The sequence below is a fragment of the Alkalilacustris brevis genome (assembly GCF_003350345.1).
In the GTDB taxonomy this organism is placed as follows: domain Bacteria; phylum Pseudomonadota; class Alphaproteobacteria; order Rhodobacterales; family Rhodobacteraceae; genus Alkalilacustris; species Alkalilacustris brevis.
Window position 1 is genome coordinate 52,553 of sequence record NZ_QNVJ01000053.1, and the last position, 23,890, is coordinate 76,442.

Genomic DNA, 23,890 nt, shown 5'->3' on the forward strand with positions numbered 1-23,890 from the left:
CGACGCGCGAAGGCAACGGGCCCTGGCGCGCGCGTCAACTGCAGGCCGGTCCCCGGCACTGTCCTTTCCTTCCGGGATCGCGACTGCGGCCGGAGTTTCGCGCAACGGGACTGGAGCGTGCTCAGTACCATCCCAGGACCTGCCACCAAAAATGTGCCGCGATGAGCGTGACAGGCGTCGTGACAGCCGCCAGCCAGAGCAGAACGCGCGTTGCGTCCCGCATCGAAATCCCTGTCATGGCCAGCGCCAGCATCAGCGGCGGCAACTGATAGGGCAACAGCGGGGTCGCATAGCCAAGAACCTGGCTCATCCCGACAGCTTCAATCGTCCAGCCGGTCGAGATGGCGATATCAGCAAAGAAGGGCGCGGTCATCGCTGGGGCGACAGGCATGGTCGTGGCCAGCGATGTGAGTGTCGCGACCGCCGTCAGTAAAAGCAGGCGCATGAGATTGCCGGTGTCCGCCAGCGGAAGGTTGCTCACGATCAGGCGCGACAGCGCCTCGCCCGCGCCCGAATGCGTCATCACCGCGCCAATTCCCAGAACCGCACCGATGTATAGCAGCATGGGGAAGATCGAATGCAGGGGCATTTCCTTGAAATCGATTATGCCCATGAAAGGCATCAGGCACAGAATGGCCGCGCCGAGGCCCACCCAGGCCGGGGATATACCGTGCAGGAAATCGACGCTCCACAGCGCCAGCGTCGCGACCAGGACAAACAGCAGGCGCTGCCCGGATCCTGAAAGCGGCTCGATGTGCCCTTCGTCGTGCTGGGTTGCGGGGGCCGGGGCTTCTCTGAACAGGGCGTTGACGATCAGAACCAGCGCAACGCCCTTGACCAGCCCGATCACCGGGAAATGCAGCACAAGATAGGCGCCGAAAGTGGGTGTGATGCCGTAGATCGACTCAAGTGAACCGGCAAGAACGATATTGGGAAGGTTGGCGGGCAGGAAGGTGATCGGCACGATATAGGTTCCGACCGCCGCGGCCAGAACCAGGCCCGTCCGCCCCTTGCCGCCCGATTGATAGCCGAACTGATCGCACAAGGCGATCACCAACGGCAGCAGGATCGCCACGCGCCCAAGGGTGGACGGCAGAATGAGAGCCAGCCCCGCCGAGAAGGTCACGACGATGGCCACGCGCATCCCATAGCCTGTAGAGGCAAAGATGCCCCCGACCGAGTGCGCGGCCAGCCAGTCGGAAAGCCCGGTCCGCGTGGCGCTTGCGCTCAGTACCGCGCCCGCAAATATGAGCCAGAACGCCGTTGTCGTGAAACCCGAGAAAACGACCGCCGGTTCAAGCTGAAGCAGCAGCGTCGCTCCGAGCAGGAACAGCAGCCCGGTAAGCGCTTCGGACAGGACCCCCAGCCCCCAGAAACCGATCGCCATCAGGACCAGCGCGATGCTGTTCGCCATTACTGCGGGGGTGTCGCCGCTGTGCAGCCATATGGCCAGCCCCGCACAGACGAGCACCACCACAAGGGCGCGCCGACCGGCGCTGCCGAATGTCCGGCCGGCCATGAGATTGCTGTTCCAGTTCATCCTTTCCCCCCGGTCGGGCAGGCGATTACCCCGCAGGCCAGAAACCGCGCCGCGCCGCAATCTGCGCGCATGACCCCAGTCGTTCAACCGTGCCTGCTACAACAGGCTCGGCAGATAAAGAACCAGCGACGGAAACACATACATCACGACGATGAGTATTGCATCGCATCCCAGATAAGGCGCCGCGGCGATGGCGACCTTTCGCAGGGTCGTGCCCTTTGGTGCGACCCCGAGCATCACATAAAGCAACAACCCGAAGGGTGGTGTCGTCTGGCTCATTTCAAGGCAGATCAGAACGAAAAGGCCAAACCACAGCGGGTTGATTCCAAGTGTCTGCGCCAGCGGAAAGAAGATCGGGGTGGTAATCAGGATCATCGAGACCGGATCCATGAACATCCCGAGAAACAGCAGCGCGATGAACATGAACAGGAGCACGGTCACGGTGTTCACATCAAACGATGCCGCAAAGCGCAGCATCCCCGAACTTGCCCCCGAATAGGCCAGAAGCTGGCTGAAGATGCTGGAATTCAGGATGATGAAGAACACCATGCCGCCGATCTTCACAGTCGAAAGCAGGGCATCGTGCAGCGCCCTGTATGACAGCACCCGGAATGCCGCCATCAGGATCAGAATGGAGAGCACCCCGAAAGCGGCCGACTCGGTCGGGGTGGCGATCCCCAGCAGGATCAACCCTACCACCATGAACACCACGAACCCCATGGGCACGAGATTGACCAGGGCGGCCCAGAGCTTTTCACTGAGTGGAACGGGTGCGACCTCGTATTGCGGTGCATAGGAGGGATTGCGCCAGACCTGCCCGACGATGACAAGCGTATAGAGCAGCCCGAGCACCAGCCCGGGCAAGATGCCCGCAATCAGGAAGCGCCCCACGTCCAGCCCGGCCACTGTTGCCAGCAAGACGCCCAGCGTCGAGGGGGGAATGATCATGGCCAGTCCGCCGGTGCCCAGGATCGGCCCCAGTGACATCCGCCAGTGATAGCCGCGGCGCTCCATCTCGGGCACCATCATCGACCCCAGCATCGCGGTGTTTGCCATGCTCGACCCGGTAAGCGTCGAGAACAGCGCGCCGCCGCCCACGGTCAGAAAGCACAGCCGCCCTGGAATACGTCCGAGCAGCAGATCGAGTGTGGTGAAGACCCGCTGCGCGATGCCTGAATAGAAAAACAGCGCCCCCATCAGGATGAAGAAAGGCACCGGCGCAAGCTGAAAGCGGGTGATCAGCGAGGTCGAATTGTCGACCACCTGATAGAATGCGAAAGTGTCGCCCATGAAAAGATAGGCGCAAAGCAGGTTCGCCGCCATGAAGGCGATGGCCACCGGGACGCCCAGCATCATCTGGCCCACCACCAGCGATATCAGCAGGCCGAGCGCGAAATACCATTCCAGAATCATCACAGGCCCTCGCTCGAATCCCGGGTGTCATAAAGGCTGCGCGAGGTCAGCAGATAGCGCGCGAACTCTATCAGCAGCAGCCCGAAACACAGTGGAAACGCCGCGTAGAGCAGCCAGTAGGGCAAGTCGACCGAGCGCTCATCGAAGGTTCCGCGCGCGATCGCGTCACGCATGATCTGCACGCTGACCACCACGAAGATCCCGGAGACCGCGATCCCGATCAGGTAGATCACCGATTCAAGCAGGCGCCTGGGCAGGCCGGACAGGTTCTTGATGACCATGTCCACCATCACGTGCCCGCGGTTGTGCAGAAGGTATGGCGCACTCAACAGCGTGAAGTAGAGCAGGATGTATTCAACGGCAGCAATCGTGGCCTGAAACGACCCATACCCCATTGCGCGCGAGGCGACATTTGCAATGACCAGCCCGATGGACACGACGACAAGCAGTGCGGCAAGGGCCGCAAGCCCGTTTATGAGGCCCGCATAGGCGCGGCCGAGGATAGCCAGCATGATCAAACCGTCCGGTTGATGAACAGATACGCAAAGGGCGCGCGCCACATGGCGCGCGCCCCGGAACGGTTTCCGTGATCAGTCGGCCCTGTAGATCAGTGCCCGCATTTCCTCGGTGGTTTCATCGCCCACATTGCCGCGCACGTTGTCCCACATCGCCTCGAATGCGACCGACAGGTAGCGATCTGCCGCTTCGCCTTCCATGCGGACGGCCTGCACTCCGGCGGCATCGGCCGCGGCGACGTCGGCCTCGCCCATCTCGTTCATTTCCACGATCGACGCCTGCTCATACTCAAGCGCGATGCGGCTGAGCTGCTCGCGGGCTTCGTCGCTGAGGCTTTCCCACTTGTCCTGGTTGACCAGGACGACATTGGCCAGGTGGTAGAACGGCGGCTCGACCCGATAGTTGACGGATTCCTGAAGCCCGATCGATTCGAGTCCGACGGTCGGCCAGCCGAAACCATCGATCACCCCGCGGTCAAGCCCCTGTGGGACATCACCGGCCGGAATGGCAACGGGCGAGCCGTTCAGCGCCTCGATGATCGGACGATAGGCCCCGGTCGAACGCATGGACAGGCCCGTCAGATCGACCACGCCATCGTCGTCTAGTGCCGGCTCGGATGTCAGGTAGAGGTAATAGCCGGCGCTGGTTTCGCTCCAGGCCAGGAAGTGCCCGTTCGCTTTTTCGCGAAAGATGCCGGCGTAATGGTCGAAGGCACCGTTCGAGCGCAATTCATCGATGCCGACATTCTGCAGCATCATCGACTGGGCCTCGGGCACCTGACCGGTCATGAAGGCAGCCGGGGTCCACAGGATATCAAGCAGGCCGCGTTCCAGCGCCTGCACCGCGCGGTCCTGGGGGTTCACCTCGGGCCCGCCAAGCAGGTTGATCTGAACCGTGCCGTCGGCATTTACCACATCAATGAAGTGCTTGATGAAGCTCTGTGACAGCGTGTGCTGCGTCGGCAAGGTCGTCTGCGCGCGCAGAACTTCCTGCGCGGATGCCGGAAACGCTGCAACGGCCGCCGCGAAGGCAATGGCGTAAATCGGTCGTGTCATTTGTGAATTTCCCTCCCTTTCATTCTTGTTACAGGTTTTCCCTGTAATCTAGAGTATAATTTTTTATCGATGATATTGTTTTCTGTCAAGCTTTCTGCCCCTTGCTCGACAGGATGTCTGCCCCGCTGCCGCCTGCGCTGGAGGTATGGATTTCTTCGCGCACCGTCGTGCCCCGCTGCTGGCGATCACTGCGCGCGGGGCGGGGCGCCCAGCTTCTCGGCAAGCCAGTCGGCCATGAGCGGGCGGACCCTGTAGGGGATATTGTCACACACGTGATTACCTTCGGCGAAGATCGCGAGATCGGCCTTTCCGCCCAGCTCGGCCGCCATCCTGTGGCTGTCTTCGACCGGGCAGACATTATCCTGTCCGCTATGCACGATCAGCACCGGGCAGGAGACCGCGCCCAGCACCCCCTCGAGTGTATAATGCGCTGCCAGTGCAGCGGCCTCGTCGGGGTCACGCGCGCCGAAAGCATGGCCGAGCGATTCTGTCGTGCCGCGGGGCATACGCGGCCATGCTGGCCCCATCGCGTAGAATCCGCCGATGCTGACACAGGCGCGAAGGCGCGGGTCGGTCGCCCCGCGCAACGCGCAATAGGCGCCAAGGCTGCGCCCCCAAATGCCGATCCGTTCCGGGGCGATGGCAGGGTGCCGCGCGATCCGGTCGATCACTGCCGCAATCGGACGCTCGAAATCGGGGCGCAGCTTCATGGCGTCCCATGTCAGCCCCTGTCCCGGCCCGTCATAGCTGAAGGTCGCCAGGCCGCGGCGCAGAAACTCGTTCTCGAGCGTGTGAAACTCTTCCTTGGTCGAGTCGGCCCCTGGATTGAGCAAGACGCATGGCGCCGGGCCTGGCGCCCCTTGCGGGATGCGCAGGTTGCCTTGAAAATGGATCCCCTCGAACGGAATGGCGATTTCCTCGGCCGGGGGGGAAAGCCAGCGGGCGGCCCGCCGATGGGCATCGGCCTGCAACTGCTGCAGCCGCCGCTTGCGCGCCAGATCGTCGAAAAGCACGAACTGCGCAAAGTGGTAATACAGCGCCGCTGCCTGAAACGCCGCCCCCGCCGAGACATGCCGCCCCGCCTCCATTGCGGCCAGGCCGTGGGTTTCGCGTTCGCGCGCCAATCGCTCCCATTCACCGGGCCAGTCAGCTATTCGCGTGATACGCGCCAGAAGCATCTGGACATCGTTGTAATCTACGCCTGCCGCGAATAGGCGTGGCAGCCTGTCCCGCAGGGTTTCGGCAAGCATCTCGTCTGCCATGGTTTTCTCCTGACGGGTTTGGGCTGTCCGGCAAAAAGTATAGTAAGCAAAGTTTCCTAGGTTTACATGATAATCAACGATGAAATATGGTCGCAACGAATGTTGGCCAGGGGTCCGCGCGGCTGCGGCCTTGGATGCGGGCAGCCGTCTTGAAGCTGGGCGCAGGGCCCTGAATGCACGGATGAGGATACAGGTATGAAGCTTTTTCGCTGGGGCCCCGCGGGGCAGGAGAGACCCGGAATGCTCGACGCCGAGGGGCGCGCGCGCGATCTGACGGGCCTGGTGCCAGATATTGCCGGGCAGGTGCTTTCCGATGTCGGCCTGGACATGCTGCGCGGCATCGATCCGGCGGCGCTGCCCGCGCTGCCCGAGGGCGCACGCCTTGGCCCCTGTGTCGGCGGAACGGGCAAGATCATCTGCATCGGGCTGAACTATTCGGATCACGCGGCGGAAACCGGCGCCCAGGTGCCGCCCGAGCCGATCACCTTTCTCAAGGCGACCTCGGCACTGTCCGGCCCGAATGATCCGATCATCGTGCCGAAAGGGTCTGAAAAGACCGACTGGGAGGTAGAGCTGGCCATCATCATCGGGCAAAGGGCCCGCCACGTCGAAGAGGCCGGGTCGCTGGCCCATGTCGCGGGCTATGCCGTGGCCAATGATGTGAGCGAACGGGCCTGGCAGATGGAACATTCCGGCCAGTGGACAAAGGGCAAGAGCGCCGACAGCTTCGGCCCGGTCGGCCCCTGGCTCGTTACCCGTGACGAGGTGGCCGACCCGCAGGCACTGAACCTGTGGCTGACCGTCAATGGCAAGACGATGCAGAACGGATCGACCGCGACGATGGTGTATGGGGTGCAGCACCTGGTCAGTTACCTCAGCCGGTTCTTCACCCTGCATCCCGGCGACATCATCATGACCGGCACGCCGCCGGGTGTCGGCCTTGGCATGAAGCCGCCCCGCTATCTTGCGCCCGGCGATGTGGTTGAACTCGGCATCGACGGCCTGGGCGGCCAGCGCCAGGAAGTTGTCGCCGAAGGTTAAGCCCGGCACGCCTGCGCAGATCACGTGAAAGAGGCCGGAAACGTCATGCAGCAACAGGACCGCGCCCCAGATCAGGCGGCAGATCGGCAGCCCGGCGGTCGGGTGGCCGTTCTTGCCCTTGGCGGCACCATTGCGATGACCCGCGATGCCTCCGGCGGTATCGCACCGTCGCTTTCCGGGGCCGACCTGGTCGCGGCGGTGCCGGGGCTGGGCGAGGTGGCCGATGTCACCGTGGCCTCGCCGTTTCAGATGCCTGGCGCCTCGCTCGGGATCACGCATCTCATCAGGGTCGCGGCCGAGATCGAGGCGGCCTTGGCCGCAGGCGCGGCGGGGGCGGTCGTCGTGCAGGGCACCGACACGATCGAGGAAACCGCCTTCGTGCTGGATTGCCTGTTGCAGGTGGGGGCGCCGGTCGTCGTCACCGGGGCGATGCGCGGTGCCCAGGCCGCCGGGGCGGATGGCCCGGCCAATCTTCTGGCCTCCGTGAGTGTGGCGGCCAGTGGCGCGCGCGATACCGGGGTTCTGGTCGTGCTTGGCGATGAAGTCCACGCCGCGCGTTTCGTGCGCAAGGGGCATACCGGGCGCCCGCACGCGTTTACCTCGGCGCCTTTCGGGCCTGTCGGGCATGTGGTCGAGGGGCGCTTTCAACAACAGCTGCGGCTTCCGGCCCGCCCGGTGTTCAGCTTGCCCCCCGATGCCGTGCCGCCGCCGGTTGCCCTTGTGCAGATCGGCCTGGGCGACGATGGCCGGATGTTGCCGGCGCTGCCAGACTTGGGCTATCGCGGCGCGGTGATCGCGGCCATGGGGGCAGGGCATGTGCCGCAGCCCGTTGCCGGGCCGCTGGAGGCCCTTGCGGCACAGATGCCCGTGGTCCTGTCAACGCGGGTTGCCGAAGGCCCCGTTTTCGAGCGCACCTATGGGTTCGAAGGTTCCGAGATCGACCTGCTGCGGCGGGGCCTTGTGCACGGCGGTGGGCTGGGCGCGCTGAAGGCGCGGCTGCTGCTGCAGCTTGCGCTTGCCGATGGCACGGCCTCCGGCGAGGATCTGGCCCGCATCTTCCGGCATTACGCATGAAATCATTCGGTTTTCGTTGAAATACCGAATGGCTGTAACCTCCTGACTTGTAGCGATTTCCGAGTCGCCAGGTGATCCCATCTGACTTGAAATTGCTTTGTCAGGCTGCTGAAGAACTACGAGCCCAAGCATTTGCCGGCGCAGCACTGGAAAGGTGTTCTGCGCCACGCCGGCCCAAGCCCTGGCGCGGGCTGCAAGCCCGGGCCGCGCCCGCCCTTCCCCCCGGGTGGGCGCTTCGGCGATGTCCCGAAATGCACTGGCGGCATTCATGCTTTTTAGCGTTGCGTTCCGAAGTATCGCCGCACAGCGCCCACCCAAGGTCGGGCGCGGCCCTCTGCGCCTCGTGATCGGCTGTAGTGTAGGGAATGATTTTCCAACGCCACGAGATAATGCGGCTTGTCTACTGCCTGCCAGGCACACAAGACGCCGCGCCCCACCGTGGCCGAGGCGGCAGCTACTTCACCCCTTTGCTTCGCGCGCCTCCTGAATGGCCTGCCATACCCTGCACGGCGTTGCGGGCATGTCGAGATGGCGCACACCCAGCGGCGAAAGCGCGTGGATCACCGCGTTCATATAGGCCGGCAACGCCCCGACAGCCCCGGCTTCGCCCGCGCCCTTGATGCCAAGCGCGTTATTGGTGCTGGGCACCGGGTTCGAGATCACGCCGATCATCGGCAGATCGGTCGCGCGCGGCATCTGGTAATCCATGAAGCTGCCGGTCAGAAGCTGCCCGGTCGAGTCGTCGAAGACGATTTCCTCGCCTACGGCCTGCCCGATGCCCTGCGCCACGCCGCCGTGAATCTGCCCCTTGACCAGAAGCGGATTGACCACTGTTCCCACATCATCGACGACCGCATAGTTCACGATCGCGACCTGCCCGGTCTCGGGGTCCACCTCGACCTCGCAGACATGCACGCCGTTGGGGAAATTGGCCTCGGGCGGGATGACGATGGCCTGCTCTCCCAGGCCCATCTCCCAATCGATCGGGAAGCGCCCGCGAATGTAGGAGGCGCGCGCCACCTCTTCGATGCGGATATTGCGGTTTGCGCCACGCACCCGGAACGTGCCGGCATCGAAATCGATCTCTTCTTCCCCGGTTTCGAGCAGGTGCGCGGCGAGCTTTCTCGCACGGGCCAGAAGCTTGTCGGACGCGCGGCGCAGGGCCAGCCCCCCCGCCATGGCCGAGCGCGACCCGAAGGTGCCCCGCCCGTGGCGTACCGCGTCGGTATCGCCCGAAACCACCCGGACATTCTCGGGCGCAACCCCCAGGAACTCTACGGCCATTTGCCGGAAGGCAGTTTCATGGCCCTGCCCGTGGTTTTGCGTGCCCATCAGAAGGGTGACGCCGCCGCCCGGGTCAAAGCGGATCTCGGCACCCTCTTCATTTGTGGCACCAAACGGCCCGCCGGCAATCTCGATCGCGTTGACCAGGGAGATGCCGCGCAGCAGCCCCTTTTCCTGCGAGGCCTTCCTGCGGGCCTCGAACCCGGCGAAGTCCGAGGCATCGAGCGCGGCATCCATGTTCCGCTCGAATTCGCCGGTGTCATAGACGAACAGGAACCCGGTGTCATATGGCATGGCCGAAGCCGGGATCAGGTTGCGGCGGCGCAGTTCCACCCTGTCCATGCCAAGCTCCTCTGCCGCCAGGTCTATGACGCGCTCGATCGCGTAGGTCGCCTCCGGACGGCCGGCCCCACGGTAGGGCGCGGTCGGCTGGGTGTTGGTATGGACGCCCAGCACCTCGGCATGGATCGCCGGCGTGGTGTAGACCCCCGACAGGCCGCCAAGGTTGTTCGTGGGCGAATGCGGCGTGTTGAACCCGAGATAGGCCCCGAGATTGGCCTTGGTGCGCACTTTCAGGCCGAGAAAACGGCCTGCCTTGTCCAGCGCAAGCGACACGGTGGTGAAGTTGTCGCGCGCATGGAAATCCGACAGGAAGGATTCCGAGCGTGTCGCGGTCCAGCGCACTGGCCGGCCAAGGCGACGGGACGCCCAGAGCACCAGGACATGTTCAGGAAAGGGGCTGCCCTTCATGCCGAAGGCCCCGCCCACATCGGGGGCGATGATGCGCAGGCGCATCGGGTCGATGCCCAAGGTGTTCTCGGCGATCTCGCTGCGGATCTTGTGCGGGATCTGCACACCCGAAACCAGGGTGTAGCGTTCTTCGATGGGGTCGTAGCTTCCTATGGCGTTGCGTGGCTCCAGCGGGTTGGCCGAAACCCGCGTCACGCGAAAATCGAGCGTGGTCACATGATCGGCCTTAGCGAAAGCGGCATCGGCGCGGTTCTTGTCACCGGCCTCGAAGACGAATGAGATGTTGTCCTCCACAAGGCCCGGCCAGACGACCGGTGCGCCCGGCTCCAGCGCCGTTTCGGCGCTGGTCACGGCGTCGAGCGGCTCGTAATCGACCATCACCATATCGGCGGCGTCTCGCGCCGCGTTCATGGTCTCGGCAACCACGACCGCCACACCCTCGCCGGCGAAACGGACCTGCTCCACGGCCAGCGGGTGAAAGGGCGGCCGTTCCATCGGGGAGCCGTCGCGCTTGTGACGCTGCACTATCGTGTGCAGCGTGCCGATACCATCGGCAACCAGGTCGGCGCCGGTCAGCACCGCCAGCACACCCGGAAAGGCCTCGGCCTCCGCGATATCGATCCCGGTGATCCGCGCGGCTGCGTGGGGCGCGCGCACAACCGCCATGAAGGCCTCGCGCCCTGACGAGATGTCATCGACATATCGCCCCCGCCCGGTGAGCAGGCGTTGATCCTCGGACCGCGGGAGGGGCTGGCCGATACCTGCACGCATTGTCATCCTTTCAGCATCCTTTCTCCGGGGTCATTCCACGAGCGCGAGGGTCGAGGGGTGGAACAGCTCTTCGGGGTCCACCTTGCGGCTGGCAGTGCCGTCGGCCTGCATGAACCGTGTCATCGCCTCTAGTTCGTCGCGGTTGCGGGCGAAACCGTAGGGCCAGGGGTTGCCACCGGTAAGCTGCATTGCCTCGGTAAAGTCATGGACGCTCCAGGGGTGGGAAACCCGCAACACGTTCGTCATCGCCATTTCCTCCTGCCGCTGCCGTTTCGCGGCGGTGAAGGCGGTGAAAAGCGCTTCGGGCAGCCAGGGGTGTTCTTCGGCGACATCCTTGCGAACCGCCAGCGCGTGCATGATCGGGAAAAAGCCCGTCTCCTTGTAGTAGGCCGTTTCGGCAGCTTTCAGATCGGGATAGAGCCGCGCCACACGCCTGTCACCGCGCACAAGGCCATCGGGCACACGTGGCGAAATGATCGCATCAAGCCGCCCCGAGAGCAACATCTCGTTCAGCGTGTCGGCGCCTGACAGAGTGTTGACCTTGATGTCGTCGGGAAGCGATATCTTGATCCTTTCGCCCTGGCTCGGCGCGTTCAGGCCGCCGACATGCCATGTCACATCCGATGCCGCGACGCCGGCCTGGCTCATCATGCCCCGCACCCACATGGCGGCGGTCTGCTGGTATTCCGGCACCCCGATATTCGCCCCCTTCAGATCGGCCAGCGATGAAAACCCGGCCTCGGCCCGCACGAAGATCGCCGAGTGACGGAACGCGCGCGACAGGAAAATCGGCACCGCGACATACCGGGCATCGCCGCGTGCGGTGGTGATGATGTGGCTCGACATCGACAGTTCGGTGATTTCGCTGGATGCGTTGTTGAGCGCTTCGCGAAAGATCGCTTCCGGCTCGCCGAAGCGGAAATCAAGCTGCGCGCCGGGCACGTTGACTTCCCCCGTGGCAAGCGGGCGCGTCCTGTCCGAGGCAACACAGGTGATCGTGAAGGCTGGTTTGGTCATGTCGGGGCTCGCTATCTGAAGGGGTGAGCGGTGGGCTCAAGGCGTTTCGGCGGGCGGGTGCGCCTCGGTGTGGCATCGCCGAGGGCCGTTTGCCGTGACAGGGGCGGCAGGCCGGGCACGGAGCAGCGAAATATTCTCGTTATTTTTCATTACTGTCGATAATAATAGAAAGCATCGTCTTTGACTGTCAAGCGCGGCCGGTTGCATGGCCGCGCAGCTGCAGCGCCCGCAGGCCCGGGGTGCCGCCAATCGGGGCAGCGCAGCCCGGCGCCAACCGTTCAGAACCCGAAAAGGTTGTCGCGTACTGTCTGAAGGTGCACGGTGATCGCACGCTCGGCCTGCTTGGCATTGCGTGTCTGCAAGGCTTCGAGGATATCTCGATGCTCGCGCTTGTAGGTCGCGCGCCGCTCATCGGTGATGCTGCCGCGCTTGAGGTCGCCCCATTCCGCAGTCTCGCGCGACAGGGTGATGATCTTGTAGACCTCGACGAGCAGCTTGTTGTGCGTGGCGTCGGCGAGAAGCTGATGAAAGCGGCCGTCCCAGAGTTCGAACGAGGCGAAGTCGGGCGCATCGTCGGCCCGCGCCAGGGCGTCGGCCAGCGCGGCAATATCGGCGCTGTTGGCATTCATTACGATCAGCGTGGCAAAGCGGGGCTCGATCAGCAGGCGGGATTCCATGATTTCCTGAGGGCTGAAATCCCGTGTCGCGGCACCGGCGTCGGCCAGGGGGGGCGTGGACGCCTTGGCAACATAGGTGCCGCTGCCGATGATCCGCACGACCCGGCCCGATGCCTCGAGCCGGGCGAAGACCCGGCGCACGGTATTGCGCGACACGCCCAACTCTTCGGAAAGCGACCTCTCGGTGGGCAGGCGGGTGCCTGGCTGCATTTCGGGCTTGTCCAGAATGTCGAATATCCGCGCCTCCACAGTGCTGAGGTCGGATGAATGCGAAGGCTTCTGGGTCATGATGGCGGTTTTCATTCCGGCTTCCGGCAATCTGCGCGGGCTGTCTCTTCAAGTAACGCATTTGATGAAAAAATTGCAAGCCAATTGCCAATTCGTGTTGAACTTGAGTGAACCAATGACGTATATATTTCGCGATTGCGAGACCATTTGCTTACCAATTGGCCGCCAATTGGTGCTTTGCCAAATCAGACAACAAGCTACGGATGGAGGAGTGAAACATGGCTGTAACCGATGATGCGCGGACGTATGAGGGCACCGAGCACTGGACGAAGAAGGGCGACGTGAACCTGTTCCTGTGGAACAAGAAAACACCCGGCGGCGCACCGAAAGGCACCATACTTTTCGTGCATGGCTCCTCCATGGCCTCGCAGCCGACCTTTGACCTTCAGGTGGCTGGGCGCCCGTTCTCCTCTGCCATGGATTACTTCGTGTCACAGGGCTACGACGCCTGGTGTGTGGACATGGAAGGCTACGGCCGGTCGGACAAGCACCGCGAAATCACGTCCAACATCGCCGACGGCGCCGACGATCTGGCGGCGGCCACCGACTACATCATGCAAACAACCGACGCCAAGGAGTTCCTGGTTTACGGGATTTCCTCGGGCGCGTTGCGCGCCGCGGCCTTCGCCGAACGCCACCCTGAACGCGTGGCAAAAATCGCTCTCGATGCCTATGTCTGGACAGGTGAAGGCAGCCCGACACTGGCTGATCGCAAGAAAAAACTAGAGCAGTTCCGCGCGATGAAGCGCCGCCCGATCGACCGGGACTTCGTGTTCTCGATCTTCAACAGGGATCACCCGGGCACCGCGGAAGACAAGGTCATCAATGCCTTTGCCGACGCCATTCTGGCGCTCGACGATTCGATGCCCACGGGCACCTATGTGGACATGTGCTCGCGCCTGCCGCTGAACGACCCCGACAAGCTGACCATGCCGACGCTGATCATGCGCGGCGAGTATGACGGGATCGCCAGCGTCGACGACCTGCTGAAATTCTTTGCCCGGCTGCCGCATCCTAACAAGCAGTTCACGGTCATGGAGGGGATTTCCCATGCCTCGTTCCAGCAGAAGAACTACCTGAAGGTCTATCACATCCTTCAGGCCTTCTACGAGCAGCCCGAGGCCATCTACACCGGGGATTGATCCTTGCCGCCGATACGCTCCGTGCCCTGCGGAAGGGGCGCGGGGCGTCGTGACGCAATTCACCCATTTTGGGGTTTCCTTTAGGATCGCTGCGATTTGGTTGATCAATGCAGAATTTGGTTGACTTATTGGGTGTCCAATGGAAGCCTGAGACTGCAGAGGAGCAAAGCCCGCCTTCGGGTCGGGCCGATGGGAGGAAAACATGACAAAGAGACTTATCACCAGGGCGCCGGGTCTGATCGGGCGCCGCTCGTTTCTCAGGACATCGGGCGCAGCCGTGGCGGCAACCGGCCTCGGCGGGTTTACGGGGGTTCGCAAGGCGTTCGCCCAAGACTACCCTTCGCGAAACATCGATATCGTGATCCCCACCGGCGAGGGCGGCGGCGCCGACCGTGACGCGCGGGCCTTCACCTCGGTCTGGGGCAAGCACCTGAACACGAATTTCCAGTTCGGCTACTTCCCCGGTGCGGCGGGGCAGGTCGGCTATGAATTCTACATGGACCGCGAACCAGATGCCTATTCGCTGCTCTTCGCCAATCTCGGCCCCGAGATCATCATGCTGGCGCTTCAGGATACCGGCATCGAGGTCGGCCGCGACATCGTCTTCATCCAGCAGACACTGTCGGAGCCAATGGCCGTCTGGGTCGGGCCGAACAGCCCCATCCGCACCCTGGAAGAGCTGGTCGAGCTGGGGCGGAGCAGGCCCATCACCGTGGCCACCAGCCGCCTGCCGCACCCGGCCTCGATCGGGATGCTGGCGCTGGGCGAGGCCATGGGAATGGAGATCGTGCTTGTGCCCTACGGCGGCGGCAATCCCACCGCCATGGCTGCCATCACGCAGGAAACCGACTGCGCGGCGCTGCCGGTGACGAACACCATCGTGCTGGACGATCAGGCGCATGTCCTGGGCCTCTTCGCTGATGAAAACGTGGCCCCCGAGGGCACGGACAACGCACCGACGGTCAACGACGCGCTTGGCACCTCGATCCCCGAGCTGACCTCGTCGCGCGCCTGGGGCGTGCATCGCGCGGCCTATGACGCGCATCCCGACCGGATCGCCGCCCTGGTGGAAAGCATGGAGGCCACGCTGGCCGATCCCGACTACACCGCCGCGGTGGAGGCTGCGGGTGTTCCCACGGTCTTCATCGATCCGGGCGACGAGGCGCGGGCGATGGCCAGCGCCGCGGCCACGACCGAGCTTGCCCGGCGTTATCGCGACCTGCTGACCGGCTCCTGATCGGCGGCGAACTCCGGCAAAGGGGGGCATTCCCCCTTTGCCGCCCCCTGGCATCACGGTGGAAACATGTCTGAGGAAAACAAGCCCGCCCGCAAGAGGGTCGGGGCAGACCTTCTGATCCCGGTCGTCGGAACGCTCTATGCCGGGTATTATGTTTACTCGGTATGGGATTTCCCGCCCGAGGCGCAGCGCAGCGGCTTCTTTCTTGCCGCGCTCCTGGTCGGGCTGTGCGTCATCCTGTTCCTGCGCACCGCACTCCTGCATTTCGCCGGGCGCGCCGAATGGGAATTCAGCTCGCTGCTCGGCCCGAGAGAAGGGCGCATGGGACGGATCGGCTTCGTGGCGCTGATTTTCGCCTATCTGCTGGTGGTGCGTCACGCGGGGTTCACGCTGACCACATTCGCGTTCCTGTTTGCGGGCAGCCTGCTGGGGGGGATTGGATCGCTCCGCAAGGCGGCCATTTTCGCATTCGTCACCGCCATCTCGGGGTGGCTCTTCTTCATCGTCATCCTTGGCACACGCTTTCCGCGCGGGCCGTTTGAAAACCTCGTCACCATGGTGGTCGCGACATGGAACTGACTGCTGGCAACCTACTGGAGCTGTTCCTCTATTCCGCGTCGATGTGGTGGGTGATCATTCCCGCCGTGTTCATCGGCATCATCATGGGCGCGATCCCCGGTTTTGCCGCCCATAACACGATCATCATGCTGTTGCCGCTGACCCTGGCGTTCGAAGCCGATATCGCGCTGACCTTCATGGTCGCGCTGTATTGCGCCAGCCACCTGGGCGGCGGCGTGCCGGCGATCCTGCTCAACATTCCCGGCACGGGCGGTGCTGCGGCCACAACGCTCGATGGCTACCCGATGTCGCGCAAGGGGCTTGCCTCGCGGGCGCTTGCGCTGAGCTTCGTGGCGTCGATCCTTGCGGGGCTGATCACCTCGGCGCTGACACTTTTCGTGCTGCCCTATCTGTCGCAGGTGGGGTTCTACATCCGCTCGGTCGAGATGGTGGTCGTGATGCTGTTCGGCCTGGCGCTGATCGCCGCGATCGCCGCGCAGGACATGATAAAGGGCCTGATCGCGGGCGCCTTCGGGCTGATGCTGGGCGCGATGGGCGCCGACCATATCTATGCCACCCCGCGCGGCACTTTCGGGATACTGGAGCTGTTCGACGGCATCCCGCTGGTGCCGGCGCTGATCGGCCTTTTCGCGATATCCGAAGCATTGATCATGCTGGAGGAGAAATCCATCGCCGCGGGCCACAGCAAGAGCGTCACGCCCAGCTGGCGCGAGGCCCTGCACAATATCGGGGATGCCTTCAAGCACTGGTTCCTGATCATCTGGACCAGCGTTCTGGGGTTGGTGATTGGGGTGATGCCGGGGGCAGGGGCATCGATTGCGGCCTTTGTCGCCTACCAGCAGGCACGCGTTTTCTCGAAGACGCCCGAAAAATTCGGAACCGGCCACGAACAGGGTGTCGTGGCGCCTGAAGCGGCCAACAACGGTGTAACCACTGGCACGCTGGTTCCGCTTCTGGCGATCGGCATTCCGGGCGGCAGCACCGCGGCGGTCATGATGATCGTGCTGCAGTTTCACGGCGTGCCCTTCGGCCCGCGCCTGTTCATGCAGAACCCGATGCTGGCCTATGGCGTGATCATGTCGATGTTCGTCGCCTACATCTTCATGCTGATCACGCTTTTTCCGCTGACGCGCTACCTTTCGCGCATCACGATCGTTGCGAACTACTACATGGCGCCCACGATCGTGGCGTTCACGCTGGTGGGCGCGTTCGTGCCGCGCAGTTTCATCGCGGACCTGACCATTGCCGTGGGCTTTGGCCTGATCGGCTATGTCGCCCGCAAGACCGGCTATCATGTGGCGGCCATCCTGATCGGGGTGATCCTGGGCCCGCTTCTCGAGCGCTCGTTTCTGCTTTCCATGCGCATATCGGGAGGGGATCCGATGATCTTCTTCTCATCGAATATCGGGAATGTTCTCTGGGTGCTCCTGTTCGCGATGCTGCTGGCTTCGCCAGTCCTCAAACTGTTGAAAAAACGCCGATCCAAGGGCGACATCTACTAAAAAAGCAAAAAGGAGATTCAAGAAATGCGCCTGTTGACTATCGACTCCGGCGACGGACCGCGAGCCGGAGTGATGACGGACGAGGGCGTCATCTTGCTGCGCGCCCTGGGCAAAGAGTTCCCCGACACGGTCATCGAGATCATCGAGGGTGGAGCAAAGCTGAAATCCGAAATCGCCAAGGCACTCGCCAGCAGCGAAGCAAAGCCGCTCGCTGAAGGTGAATACACCGTGCTTGCCCCGATCCCACGCCCGCGCAAGAACATCTTCTGCGTCGGCAAGAACTATATCGAGCATGCGAAAGAGTTTCAGAATTCGGGCTTCGACCAGACCTCGGGCGGGCAGGATGTTCCGGAACTGCCGATCGTCTTCACCAAGGCACCGACCTCGGTCACTGGCCCCGGCACCGTTGTCGACAGCCGGCTCGATCCTACCGGCACGCTCGATTACGAGGGCGAGCTGGGTGTCGTGATCGGCCGGGGTGGTCGCGGCATAAGCCGGGCCGATGCCTATGATCATGTCTATGGCTATGTCGTGATCAACGACATCACCGCGCGCGAGACACAGAATGCCCACAAGCAATGGTTCCTGGGCAAGTCGCCCGATACCTTCTGCCCGATGGGGCCGATGCTCGTCACGGCTGATGAAATCGGCGATGTCACCGCGCTGAACCTGATCACCCGCGTCAACGGCGAGGTCCGCCAGGACGCTGTGGTGAAGGATCTGATCTTCGACATCCCGACGATCATCGAGACGATCTCGCGCAGCATCACCCTCGAGCCGGGCGACATCATCGCCACCGGCACGCCTGTCGGGGTGGCGATCGGCTTTACGCCGCCAAGGTATCTCTGCCCCGGCGACAGGGTCGAGGTCGAGATCGGGCCGCTCGGCAAGCTCGTCAACACGATCGGCTGAAGCATATGTGGCGCCGCCCCTCATCAGTGCAAAGGCATGATGCATGGATCTGCTCTCGCTCGATTTCCTGATCCTGGCCGGCGTCATGCTCGCCGCCGGGGCGGCCACCGGCGTTCTTGCGGGGGTTTTCGGTGTGGGCGGCGGTGCCCTGATGGTGCCGGTGCTGTTCGAGGTGTTCGGCCTGCTGGGGGTCGCCGACCAGGTGCGCATGCAGCTTGCCGTCGGCACCTCGCTGGCGATCATCATACCGACCTCGGTGCGCTCCTATCTGGGGCACCGGGCGCGCGGCGCGGTGGATATGACACTGCTTCGCAACTGGGCGGTTCCCATCGTGCTGGGGGTCGTGCTGGGCGCGGGCATTGCGCGGTTCGCGCCCCCGTCGGTGTTCATGGGGGTGTTCGTGTTCGTCGCCGGGGTCAACGCCATCAAGCTGATCAGCGGAACCAGGCGCTGGGACATCGCGTCGGACCTGCCCGGCGGCCTGCTCCTGCGCGCCTATGGGGGTGTGATCGGGCTTCTGTCGTCGCTGATCGGGATCGGGGGCGGCCAGGTCGCCAACATCATCATGACATTGCACGGCCGGGCGATTCATCAGGCGGTGGCCACCTCGGCCGGCATTGGTGTCCTGATCTCGATTCCCGGCACCTTCGGCTATATTCTGGCCGGGCTCGGGCAGCCGGGGCTGCCGGTGGATGCGCTGGGGTATGTGTCCCTCATGGGGGTGATGCTGTTCGTGCCGACCACGGTTCTGACAGCCAACCTGGGCGTGCGCCTGGCCCATGCGCTTTCGCGTCGGTCGCTTGAAATGGCCTTTGGTGTGTTTCTGGCCATCGTCAGTGTGCGTTTCCTCTACGCCATGTTCGCGGGCTAGGTCGCGGACGAACACCGATCGGGGAGAACACCATCATGGAACGTCGCATGTTCGGTCAACTCAGCGTGCCGGCCATCGGCCTTGGCTGCATGAGCATGACACCCATCTACGCGCAGCCTGACGAGGGCGAGGCGATAGCCACCGTGCAGCACGCGCTCGACCACGGGGTGGAACTGCTGGATACCTCGGATGCCTATGCCGCGGGCGCCAACGAAAGCCTGATCGGCAAGGCCGTGCAGGGCCGCCGGGACAAGGCGATCATCGCCACCAAGTTCGGCAATCTGCGCACCCCGGAAGGCAAGCAGGCGGTCTGCGGAGACCCCGATTACGTCAGGCAGGCCTGCGAGGCCTCGCTGAAACGGCTCGGGGTCGAGGAAATCGATCTCTATCTCGCGCACCGCATAGACCCGGATGTGCCCATCGAAGACACCGTGGGCGCCATGGCCGACCTGGTGCAGGCCGGCAAGGTGCGCCACCTCGGCCTGTGCGAGGCAGCCCCCGAAACGCTGCGTCGCGCCCACGCCACGCATCCGATCGCGGCGCTTCAGACCGAGTATTCGCTCTGGTCGCGCGATGCCGAGGCCGATGTGCTGCCGCTTTGCGCCGAACTCGGCGTGGGCTACATGGCTTATGCGCCGCTGGGTCGCGGTTTTCTTACCGGAACCATCCGCGATACCGATGCCCTGGCGGAGTCCGACCGCCGCAGGGCGCACCCGCGTTTTCACCCTGAAAACCTGTCACGCAACCTGGCGCTTGTGGAACAGCTCGATGCGCTGGCGCAAGAGGCCGGCTGCACCCCGGCGCAGCTTTCGCTTGCCTGGGTTCTGGGGCAGGGCGGTCATATCGTGCCTATCCCGGGCACCAGCCGGCGCAAATGGCTGCGCGAGAACATCGCGGCCGCACAGCTTCAGGTCGCGCCCGACATCCTGGGCAGGCTTTCCGAAGCATTCCGCCCCGGCATTGCCGCAGGGCTGCGTTATCCCGAGGGGCAGATGAAGCACCTGCGCGTCTGACACCGACAGGCAGATTCGGGTCAGGGACTGGCTTGCGTGCTGCGCGGCACGGGTGCGTCGTTGCCATGGAAGCCTGTGCGTCGGGCCACGGCCTGGATCGGTAAGGCGATGGCCGACCGGTCGCTGGCCAGCCTGCAACTGAAACTGATCGGGACCGCCGCCCGAATCGTGCGTCAGGCGCGTGACCACAATCCAGCCCCGAATTCGGCGAAAGCGGCAGGACAGGCCCGCCCGCCGCGCTGGAAAATATTACTGCGAGGCCCGGAAAACCCGCCGTCACGGGCCGGTCAGGCCAACGCCTGGCATTTCCCCGGCCGCGGGCGCCGTCCGGGGTGAAAAATGCTTGATCTGCCGTCAAGATCAGGCGGCCTTGCGGTCAAGCCGCAGCCCCCCGGGGAACGTCGGCTCCCCCATGCGCGCCCTCAAAATCTGCGGAGAGATCGTGTTTGGCCTTTGAATCTTAAAAGATTTCAAGCGCCTGCGGCGTTCCGGCCGAGCAGGGGGGTAAATTGGTTAATATCATATTAAGGATAGGCAGGTTTTAATTTCTTTGCGAAGAGCCGGAAAACTACATAATGTGAGTTCACTTGGGGTGCCTGCTGAGGAGGGCAGGGGCTTCTTGTCTTGGATCTGATCCAAAACACTATCGGGAGGGAAAAAATGACGAATTCAAGCAATGCACTGAAGCCGACAGGCGTTTCCCGGAGGTCGTTTCTGACCAAAGGGGCTCTTGCGGGTGGCGCTGCTGCCGCGACCGGCCTGGCCGCGCCCGCAGTTCTTGCGCAGGCGCCGCTTGTGGTGCGGATGCAGACGTCCTGGCCGGCATCCGACATCTGGATGGATTTCGCTCGTGAATATATCGAACGGGTGGAACAGATGTCGGGGGGGCGCTTGCAGGTGGATCTGCTGCCGGCCGGCGCGGTCGTCGGCGCCTTTCAGGTAATGGACGCCGTGCACGATGGTGTTCTGGATGCTGCGCATACGGTTCCGGTCTACTGGTATGGCAAGCACAAGGCGGCGTCGTTCTTCGGCACCGGCCCGGTGTTCGGTGGCTCGGCCACCACGATGCTGTCGTGGTTCTACCAAGGCGGCGGCGACGAGTTGTATCGCGAGCTGACGCAGGATCGTCTCGGCCTCGACGTCTATGGCTTCATGGGCTTCCCCATGTTCGCCCAGCCTTTCGGCTGGTTCAAGACCGAGGTGAACACCCGCGAGGATCTGCAAGGCTTCCGCTATCGCACCGTGGGTCTGGCCGCGGACCTTCTGCAGGCGATGGGCATGAGCGTCGCTCAGCTTCCGGGCGGCGAGATCGTGCCTGCGATGGAGCGCGGGGTGCTCGACGCGTTCGAGTTCAACAACCCTTCGTCGGACCTTCGCTTCGGTTCGCCCGACGTGGCCGATCACTACTACCTGTCCTCGTATCACCAGGCTTCGGAGAGCTTCGAGTTCCTGTTCAACAAGGATTTCTTCGATGATCTCGACCCTGATCTTCAGGCGATCCTGAAATACGGTGTCGAGGCCGCCTCGACCTCGAACACGGCAACGGCGATGGACAACTATTCGGCCGACCTGCTGCGTATCCGCGACGAGTTCGGCGTGCAGATTCACCGCACGTCCGAGGACATCCTGGCCGCGCAGCTTGAGGCATGGGATGTCATGATCGAGCAGCTTGAAGCAGAGGACGAGCTCAACAAGCGTATCATGGACAGCCAGCGTGCGTGGGTCGAGCGAGTCACCTACTTCGAGCTCATGAATGCGCCCGACTACGAGCTTGCCTACGAGCATTTCTTCCCTGGCCGGCTTGCTCTCTGAAGGCTGTTCATAAACATCACATCCTGAAAGGCCCGGCACCATGGAAACTGGTGCCGGGCAGCAATTGCGAAAAGGCAGAGGAACGAGGATGATCTGGTTCATTCAGTTCGCTGACAGGCTTTCGGGCTGGATCGGCAAGACATTCGGATGGCTTGTGATTCTCATGACGCTCGGGGTCAGCTACGAAGTTTTCGTGCGCTATGTCCTCAATTCTCCCACCTCGTGGTCTCTTGATGTCTCGTTCATCATGTATGGGACGCTTTTCATGATGGGGGGGGCCTATACCCTTTCGCGGGGCGGGCATGTCCGGGGTGATTTCCTCTACCGGCTCTGGCGACCGCGCACACAGGCGATGGTGGATTTCGTCCTCTACCTGTTTTTCTTCTTTCCCGGCGTCACCGCGCTTGTCATTACGGGATGGAAGTATTCGGCGCGGTCCTGGGGATATGGCGAAGTCAGCATCAACAGCCCCGCGGGCATACCGGTCTACCAGTTCAAGTCGGTTATCGTTGCCGCCGGGGTGCTGCTCTTTATCCAGGGCATAGCCCAGTTGTTCAGATGTGTCCTTTGCATGCGCGAAGGCTACTGGCGCGTTGCCGAAGAGGATGTGATGGAAACCGAAGACCTACTTATGGAGCAGGTGTCAGAAAGCGAAAAATGACGCCGTAACCCGATCCGCCGGAAAACAAAATCAACCGGAGCCCTGACCGTGACAGTGACCGAACCTCAAGTCGCCCTGGCGATGCTCGCCATCTTCATCTTCCTGGTCTTTCTCGGTTTTCCCATTGCCTTCACCTTGATGGCCCTGGGCATATTCTTTGGATATTTCGCCTATTTCGACCCCAGTAGGATGTGGCGCAGCTATTACCGGCTGGATGAAGACGCCGGCCTTTGGGATAGTGTCTCGACATGGATAAACGGGTTTTTCAACAACAGGGTTTTCGACCTGTTCGTGAACCAGACCTATACCGTGATGTCGAACGAGGTTCTGACCGCGGTGCCGCTTTTTCTGTTCATGGGCTACATTGTCGAACGGGCCAATATCGTTGACCGCCTTTTCACCACACTGAACATCGCGTCCCGCAACGTGCCCGGCTCCATGGGCGTTGCAGCGCTCATCACCTGCGCGCTGTTTGCGACCGCGACCGGGATCGTCGGCGCGGTGGTGACCCTGATGGGCCTGCTGGCGCTGCCGGCGATGCTGAAGGCGCGTTATGATACCAGCTTCGCCTCCGGCATCATCTGTGCGGGGGGCACGCTCGGGATCCTGATTCCTCCATCGATCATGCTGATCGTCTATGCGGCGGCCTCGGGCGTTTCGATCGTGCGGCTCTACGCGGGGGCGCTTCTGCCAGGCCTCGTGCTTGTGGGCCTTTATCTGGTCTATGTCGTCGGTCGCTCGATCCTTCAGCCGAGTGCCGCGCCGAAACCGACGAAGGAGGAGGTGCCCGAGGTTCCTTTCTTCCGGCTTGTCTGGTTGTTGCTGACATCGTTCTTCCCGCTTGCGTTCCTGATCATGGCCGTGCTCGGCTCGATCCTGTTCGGGCTGGCGACGCCGACCGAGGCGGCCGCGATCGGCGCACTGGGCGGCATGGTTCTGGCCGTCGCCTATCGGGCGATGACCTTCCAGCGATTGCGCGAATCGGTCTATCTGACGGTGCGGACCACGGCGATGGTTTGCTGGCTGTTCGTTGGTTCCTATGTGTTCTCGTCGGTTTTCTCGTATCTGGGCGGGGAAAGGCTGATCGCCGAATTCGTCGCGGGGCTGAACCTGACCCCGCTTCAGTTCCTGCTGTTGGCGCAGGGGATCATCTTCCTGCTCGGCTGGCCTCTGGAATGGTCCGAGATCATCATCATCTTCGTGCCCATCTTCCTGCCGCTGCTGCCGATGTTCGGGATCGACCCGCTGTTTTTCGGAATCCTGGTGGCGCTGAACCTGCAAACCAGCTTCCTGACACCACCAATGGCAATGTCGGCCTATTACCTGAAGGGGATTGCGCCGCCGAATGTCGAGCTGATGCAGATATTCAAGGGTGTCATGCCGTTCCTGTTCATGGTCTTTGTCTCCATGGTGCTGCTCTACAACTTCCCGCAGCTTGTGTTCCATCTGCCGCAGGTGTTCTATGGCCGGTAA

20 protein-coding genes are annotated in these 23,890 nt (G+C 63.0%); 12 read left to right on the top strand and 8 right to left on the bottom strand.

Going from position 1 to position 23,890, the window contains the following annotated elements; all coding sequences use genetic code 11:
- Positions 1 to 121 precede the first annotated feature (121 nt).
- The 5 genes from DQ229_RS07635 to DQ229_RS07655 all read right to left on the bottom strand — a co-directional run bounded on the left by DQ229_RS07635 (position 122) and on the right by DQ229_RS07655 (position 5,786).
- Positions 122 to 1,540, bottom strand: a complete 1,419-nt coding sequence (locus DQ229_RS07635; protein ID WP_114965677.1) for an SLC13 family permease — start codon at positions 1,538 to 1,540, stop codon at positions 122 to 124.
- Between the two features lie 96 nt (positions 1,541 to 1,636).
- A complete protein-coding gene (locus DQ229_RS07640) occupies positions 1,637 to 2,953 on the bottom strand; it encodes a TRAP transporter large permease (RefSeq protein WP_338014155.1) in 1,317 nt (438 codons plus the stop codon).
- Positions 2,953 to 3,465 carry a TRAP transporter small permease gene (locus tag DQ229_RS07645; protein WP_114965678.1) on the bottom strand — a complete coding sequence of 171 codons (513 nt, stop codon included), beginning with the start codon at positions 3,463 to 3,465 and terminating at the stop codon, positions 2,953 to 2,955. The genes DQ229_RS07640 and DQ229_RS07645 overlap by 1 nt, the downstream gene beginning before the upstream one ends.
- 78 nt (positions 3,466 to 3,543) lie before the next feature.
- Positions 3,544 to 4,524, bottom strand: coding sequence for a TRAP transporter substrate-binding protein DctP (dctP, locus tag DQ229_RS07650; protein ID WP_114965679.1), 981 nt, complete (start codon positions 4,522 to 4,524; stop codon positions 3,544 to 3,546).
- Between the two features lie 185 nt (positions 4,525 to 4,709).
- Entirely contained in the window at positions 4,710 to 5,786 is a 1,077-nt protein-coding gene (locus DQ229_RS07655; protein ID WP_114965680.1) for an alpha/beta hydrolase family protein, read from the bottom strand.
- A 195-nt stretch (positions 5,787 to 5,981) separates the two neighbouring features.
- Here DQ229_RS07655 and DQ229_RS07660 point away from each other — a divergent pair, with 195 nt between their 5' ends.
- Together DQ229_RS07660 and DQ229_RS07665 are read left to right on the top strand one after the other, a co-directional pair.
- The gene (locus DQ229_RS07660; RefSeq protein WP_114965681.1) at positions 5,982 to 6,827 is read left to right on the top strand and encodes a fumarylacetoacetate hydrolase family protein; all 846 of its coding nucleotides are present in this window, start codon (positions 5,982 to 5,984) and stop codon (positions 6,825 to 6,827) included.
- 45 nt (positions 6,828 to 6,872) lie between these two features.
- Positions 6,873 to 7,901: an asparaginase gene (locus DQ229_RS07665; RefSeq protein ID WP_114965682.1), complete on the top strand. Its 1,029-nt coding sequence runs from the start codon at positions 6,873 to 6,875 to the stop codon at positions 7,899 to 7,901.
- A gap of 459 nt (positions 7,902 to 8,360) precedes the next feature.
- On the opposite strand, the gene DQ229_RS07670 is transcribed toward DQ229_RS07665, so the two are convergent.
- From DQ229_RS07670 to DQ229_RS07680, 3 genes are all read right to left on the bottom strand, one after another.
- Positions 8,361 to 10,712 carry a xanthine dehydrogenase family protein molybdopterin-binding subunit gene (locus DQ229_RS07670; RefSeq protein WP_114965683.1) on the bottom strand — a complete coding sequence of 784 codons (2,352 nt, stop codon included), beginning with the start codon at positions 10,710 to 10,712 and terminating at the stop codon, positions 8,361 to 8,363.
- A 24-nt stretch (positions 10,713 to 10,736) separates the two neighbouring features.
- The gene (locus DQ229_RS07675; protein ID WP_114965684.1) at positions 10,737 to 11,723 is read right to left on the bottom strand and encodes a PhnD/SsuA/transferrin family substrate-binding protein; all 987 of its coding nucleotides are present in this window, start codon (positions 11,721 to 11,723) and stop codon (positions 10,737 to 10,739) included.
- 278 nt (positions 11,724 to 12,001) lie between these two features.
- The gene (locus tag DQ229_RS07680) at positions 12,002 to 12,703 is read right to left on the bottom strand and encodes a FadR/GntR family transcriptional regulator (protein WP_114965685.1); all 702 of its coding nucleotides are present in this window, start codon (positions 12,701 to 12,703) and stop codon (positions 12,002 to 12,004) included.
- A 203-nt stretch (positions 12,704 to 12,906) separates the two neighbouring features.
- Here DQ229_RS07680 and DQ229_RS07685 point away from each other — a divergent pair, with 203 nt between their 5' ends.
- The 10 genes from DQ229_RS07685 to DQ229_RS07730 all read left to right on the top strand — a co-directional run bounded on the left by DQ229_RS07685 (position 12,907) and on the right by DQ229_RS07730 (position 23,890).
- A complete protein-coding gene (locus DQ229_RS07685; RefSeq protein ID WP_114965686.1) occupies positions 12,907 to 13,830 on the top strand; it encodes an alpha/beta hydrolase in 924 nt (307 codons plus the stop codon).
- Between the two features lie 202 nt (positions 13,831 to 14,032).
- Entirely contained in the window at positions 14,033 to 15,067 is a 1,035-nt protein-coding gene (locus DQ229_RS07690; protein WP_114965687.1) for a Bug family tripartite tricarboxylate transporter substrate binding protein, read from the top strand.
- 66 nt (positions 15,068 to 15,133) lie between these two features.
- Complete coding sequence (locus tag DQ229_RS07695; RefSeq protein WP_114965688.1) at positions 15,134 to 15,646, top strand: tripartite tricarboxylate transporter TctB family protein; 513 nt, start codon at positions 15,134 to 15,136, stop codon at positions 15,644 to 15,646.
- Positions 15,637 to 17,148 carry a tripartite tricarboxylate transporter permease gene (locus DQ229_RS07700; RefSeq protein ID WP_114965689.1) on the top strand — a complete coding sequence of 504 codons (1,512 nt, stop codon included), beginning with the start codon at positions 15,637 to 15,639 and terminating at the stop codon, positions 17,146 to 17,148. The genes DQ229_RS07695 and DQ229_RS07700 overlap by 10 nt, the downstream gene beginning before the upstream one ends.
- Before the next feature lie 24 nt (positions 17,149 to 17,172).
- On the top strand, positions 17,173 to 18,060 hold the full coding sequence (locus DQ229_RS07705; RefSeq protein ID WP_114965690.1) for a fumarylacetoacetate hydrolase family protein: 888 nt from the start codon (positions 17,173 to 17,175) through the stop codon (positions 18,058 to 18,060).
- A 43-nt stretch (positions 18,061 to 18,103) separates the two neighbouring features.
- Positions 18,104 to 18,931 (top strand): sulfite exporter TauE/SafE family protein, encoded by an 828-nt coding sequence (locus DQ229_RS07710; RefSeq protein ID WP_114965691.1) that lies wholly within the window; start codon positions 18,104 to 18,106, stop codon positions 18,929 to 18,931.
- Positions 18,932 to 18,966: 35 nt separating this feature from the next.
- Positions 18,967 to 19,944, top strand: coding sequence for an aldo/keto reductase (locus tag DQ229_RS07715; protein ID WP_114965692.1), 978 nt, complete (start codon positions 18,967 to 18,969; stop codon positions 19,942 to 19,944).
- 660 nt (positions 19,945 to 20,604) lie between these two features.
- The gene (locus tag DQ229_RS07720; protein ID WP_114965693.1) at positions 20,605 to 21,756 is read left to right on the top strand and encodes a TRAP transporter substrate-binding protein; all 1,152 of its coding nucleotides are present in this window, start codon (positions 20,605 to 20,607) and stop codon (positions 21,754 to 21,756) included.
- Positions 21,757 to 21,844: 88 nt separating this feature from the next.
- On the top strand, positions 21,845 to 22,417 hold the full coding sequence (locus DQ229_RS07725; protein WP_114965694.1) for a TRAP transporter small permease subunit: 573 nt from the start codon (positions 21,845 to 21,847) through the stop codon (positions 22,415 to 22,417).
- A 54-nt stretch (positions 22,418 to 22,471) separates the two neighbouring features.
- The gene (locus tag DQ229_RS07730; protein ID WP_114965695.1) at positions 22,472 to 23,890 is read left to right on the top strand and encodes a TRAP transporter large permease; all 1,419 of its coding nucleotides are present in this window, start codon (positions 22,472 to 22,474) and stop codon (positions 23,888 to 23,890) included.

What these genes read in the sequence shown, in the direction of transcription:
- DQ229_RS07635 (WP_114965677.1), bottom strand. Translation starts at nt 1,540, where the DNA reads ATGAACTGGAACAGCAATCTCATGGCCGGCCGGACATTCGGCAGCGCC.
- DQ229_RS07640 (WP_338014155.1), bottom strand. Translation starts at nt 2,953, where the DNA reads ATGATTCTGGAATGGTATTTCGCGCTCGGCCTGCTGATATCGCTGGTG.
- DQ229_RS07645 (WP_114965678.1), bottom strand. Translation starts at nt 3,465, where the DNA reads ATGCTGGCTATCCTCGGCCGCGCCTATGCGGGCCTCATAAACGGGCTT.
- dctP (WP_114965679.1), bottom strand. Translation starts at nt 4,524, where the DNA reads ATGACACGACCGATTTACGCCATTGCCTTCGCGGCGGCCGTTGCAGCG.
- DQ229_RS07655 (WP_114965680.1), bottom strand. Translation starts at nt 5,786, where the DNA reads ATGGCAGACGAGATGCTTGCCGAAACCCTGCGGGACAGGCTGCCACGC.
- DQ229_RS07660 (WP_114965681.1), top strand. Translation starts at nt 5,982, where the DNA reads ATGAAGCTTTTTCGCTGGGGCCCCGCGGGGCAGGAGAGACCCGGAATG.
- DQ229_RS07665 (WP_114965682.1), top strand. Translation starts at nt 6,873, where the DNA reads ATGCAGCAACAGGACCGCGCCCCAGATCAGGCGGCAGATCGGCAGCCC.
- DQ229_RS07670 (WP_114965683.1), bottom strand. Translation starts at nt 10,712, where the DNA reads ATGACAATGCGTGCAGGTATCGGCCAGCCCCTCCCGCGGTCCGAGGAT.
- DQ229_RS07675 (WP_114965684.1), bottom strand. Translation starts at nt 11,723, where the DNA reads ATGACCAAACCAGCCTTCACGATCACCTGTGTTGCCTCGGACAGGACG.
- DQ229_RS07680 (WP_114965685.1), bottom strand. Translation starts at nt 12,703, where the DNA reads ATGAAAACCGCCATCATGACCCAGAAGCCTTCGCATTCATCCGACCTC.
- DQ229_RS07685 (WP_114965686.1), top strand. Translation starts at nt 12,907, where the DNA reads ATGGCTGTAACCGATGATGCGCGGACGTATGAGGGCACCGAGCACTGG.
- DQ229_RS07690 (WP_114965687.1), top strand. Translation starts at nt 14,033, where the DNA reads ATGACAAAGAGACTTATCACCAGGGCGCCGGGTCTGATCGGGCGCCGC.
- DQ229_RS07695 (WP_114965688.1), top strand. Translation starts at nt 15,134, where the DNA reads ATGTCTGAGGAAAACAAGCCCGCCCGCAAGAGGGTCGGGGCAGACCTT.
- DQ229_RS07700 (WP_114965689.1), top strand. Translation starts at nt 15,637, where the DNA reads ATGGAACTGACTGCTGGCAACCTACTGGAGCTGTTCCTCTATTCCGCG.
- DQ229_RS07705 (WP_114965690.1), top strand. Translation starts at nt 17,173, where the DNA reads ATGCGCCTGTTGACTATCGACTCCGGCGACGGACCGCGAGCCGGAGTG.
- DQ229_RS07710 (WP_114965691.1), top strand. Translation starts at nt 18,104, where the DNA reads ATGGATCTGCTCTCGCTCGATTTCCTGATCCTGGCCGGCGTCATGCTC.
- DQ229_RS07715 (WP_114965692.1), top strand. Translation starts at nt 18,967, where the DNA reads ATGGAACGTCGCATGTTCGGTCAACTCAGCGTGCCGGCCATCGGCCTT.
- DQ229_RS07720 (WP_114965693.1), top strand. Translation starts at nt 20,605, where the DNA reads ATGACGAATTCAAGCAATGCACTGAAGCCGACAGGCGTTTCCCGGAGG.
- DQ229_RS07725 (WP_114965694.1), top strand. Translation starts at nt 21,845, where the DNA reads ATGATCTGGTTCATTCAGTTCGCTGACAGGCTTTCGGGCTGGATCGGC.